At 60.2% G+C, this 2,149-nt stretch carries 3 protein-coding genes; all 3 read left to right on the top strand.

What is annotated here, in order from left to right:
* Positions 1–334: hypothetical protein (locus M1L53_RS32960; protein ID WP_261949502.1), on the top strand; the 334-nt coding region annotated here is incomplete at its 5' end.
* Positions 331–1,011 carry a site-specific DNA-methyltransferase gene (locus M1L53_RS32955; protein ID WP_261949501.1) on the top strand — a complete coding sequence of 227 codons (681 nt, stop codon included), beginning with the start codon at positions 331–333 and terminating at the stop codon, positions 1,009–1,011. The genes M1L53_RS32960 and M1L53_RS32955, both read left to right, overlap by 4 nt.
* Positions 1,012–1,045: 34 nt before the next feature.
* Positions 1,046–1,714 carry a DNA methylase gene (locus M1L53_RS32950; protein WP_261949500.1) on the top strand — a complete coding sequence of 223 codons (669 nt, stop codon included), beginning with the start codon at positions 1,046–1,048 and terminating at the stop codon, positions 1,712–1,714.
* Positions 1,715–2,149 lie beyond the last annotated feature (435 nt).

The following is a 2,149-nucleotide window of genomic DNA, read 5'->3' as shown; positions in this document are numbered from 1 at the left end:
CCACCCATTCACCACGGAACTTGGTCCGTTCGATGACGAGGGCAACGACAGGCCCGCCCCTGCCGAACCCGCCGAGGAGGAGACGAAAGCGGAGCTGCCCACCAAGGTTGGCGACCGCATCCGGGCGAGCGTCACGCGATGGTCAAGCGCCCTCGAATGGCCTGACTCGAATCCGTACGTAGACACCTTCGTCTTGTCCAGTAGCGGATTCTGGGACGCCGAGAACGACCAGTTCACTGTCGTTCCCAGCTGCTTCTCGTACATCGAGGTCCTGGAAGCCCTCTCCTCGCCGGTTGTCCCTGCCCCCACCGAAACCGAAGCAGGTCACGCATGAGCCTCTATTACCAAGACGACCACGTGACGCTCTACCACGGGGACTGTCTCACCGAACACCGCGAATGGCTTGAGGCTGACGTGCTGGTTACCGACCCGCCATATGGCTACAACGTAAAACTGAATGGCTCGCGCCGCGGCGACACCAGAGGCGGACATTCCCCTTGGGCTAATACTGCGATTGCGAACGATCACGACCTGACCGCCCGCGACTCTGTCATTGACGCATGGGGGGACCGACCGGCTATCGCGTTTGGATCATGGAAGATGCCCAAACCCGCAGCGACCCACACGGTATTGATTTGGGATAAGGGACTGGGTGTCGGAATGGGTGATCTATCGGTTCCCTGGCGTCCCAACTGGGAAGAAATATACATCCTAGGAAAGGGGTATGTCGGGCACCGTGGAAGCTCAATCCTGACCGGTCATACCGTCGTTTCGTGGGCATCCAAGGGCCGCGAACACCCGAACATGAAACCCCTGTCACTCATGGAGCGCCTGATCGAGAAGTGCCCGCCCGGCGTGATCGCTGATCCTTTCGCCGGTTCAGGAGCGACCCTGGTAGCAGCGAAGAACCTGGGCCGCAAAGTGATCGGCGTCGAGTTGGAAGAAAAGTACTGCGAGATCATCGCCCGTAGATGCGCGCAAGAAGTACTCGACTTCGGGAGTGCATCATGACCGCCCCGTTCGTTGCGGCCGAGGAGGGGTGAGCATGACCTACAACATCCTCGACCTGTTCTCCGCCGCTGGTGGCGCTGCCCGCGGATACCAAAACGCAGGCTTCCACGTCACAGGCGTCGACATCAACCCCCAACCCAACTACGCCGGAGATGCCTTTGTTCAAGGTGACGCACTCGAATACCTCGCCGCACACGGCCACGAATACGACGCCGTACACGGTTCCCCGCCATGCCAGGCATCATGCACCCTCATCAAAGGGAATCAGCGTGCAACCGCCGGCAACCACATCAACCTGATCCCCGCCACACGTGCAGCATTCGCGGAACTCACGGTGCCGACGATCATCGAAAACGTCCAAGGCTCAGACCTCCGACGCGACCTCACCCTGTGCGGGGAAATGTTCGGGCTCGGCGTGATCCGGCACCGCTACTTCGAGGTCACAGGTTTCGAGGTCACGCAACCGGAGCATCAGAAGCATCGCGGCAGGGTTCGAGGGTGGAGGCATGGAACCTATTACGACGGACCATATGTCGCCCCCTACGGCAAGGGCGGAGGCAAGGGGACACTCGACGAGTGGCGTGAGGCAATGGAGGTTCCATGGATGGAAACCCACCAGGAGATCACTGAATGCATCCCACCGAAATTCACCGAGCTCATCGGCCGTCAGTTGATGGCCCAGCTTGCGGGGGTGGCGGCATGACTATGTGCTCGAAACATCGCCGGCAATACTTAGGTTGGCTTGGGTACGACGCTCCGATTACTGGGTGGGTTCAATATCAGGCCAGTGAGTCATCAAGGGCGACGCAAAGTATTGACGCGTACAAAGAGAAAACCGAAGAACGTCGGAATCTCATCAGGTCTCAGGTGGATGCTATCGCTGAGTTGTGTCGGGCTGGCCGAAACTGTTCGGACGCGTCTGTCGAGGTGTCGTCGTGACCGCGCCGCAGATGAAGGGATGCACACTGATCGGTTGCACAGATCCGAGGTCGGTGCATGACCACCACTACTCACGCGGCCATCTCGACATCGCGGCCTGCCACTGCTCTGCCCAAACTGGCGAACCGGGGGTGTCGTCGTGACCGCGCCTGATCCGGGGTTGACCGACCTCATCGCAGCTTGTGGGGGTGGCGGCGTG

Source organism: Rhodococcus sp. T9N, from assembly GCF_024436645.1.
Taxonomy (GTDB): Bacteria; Actinomycetota; Actinomycetes; order Mycobacteriales; family Mycobacteriaceae; genus Rhodococcus_F; species Rhodococcus_F qingshengii.
Note: the sequence above shows the minus strand (reverse complement) of the source record. Positions and strands in the feature narration are given on the sequence as shown.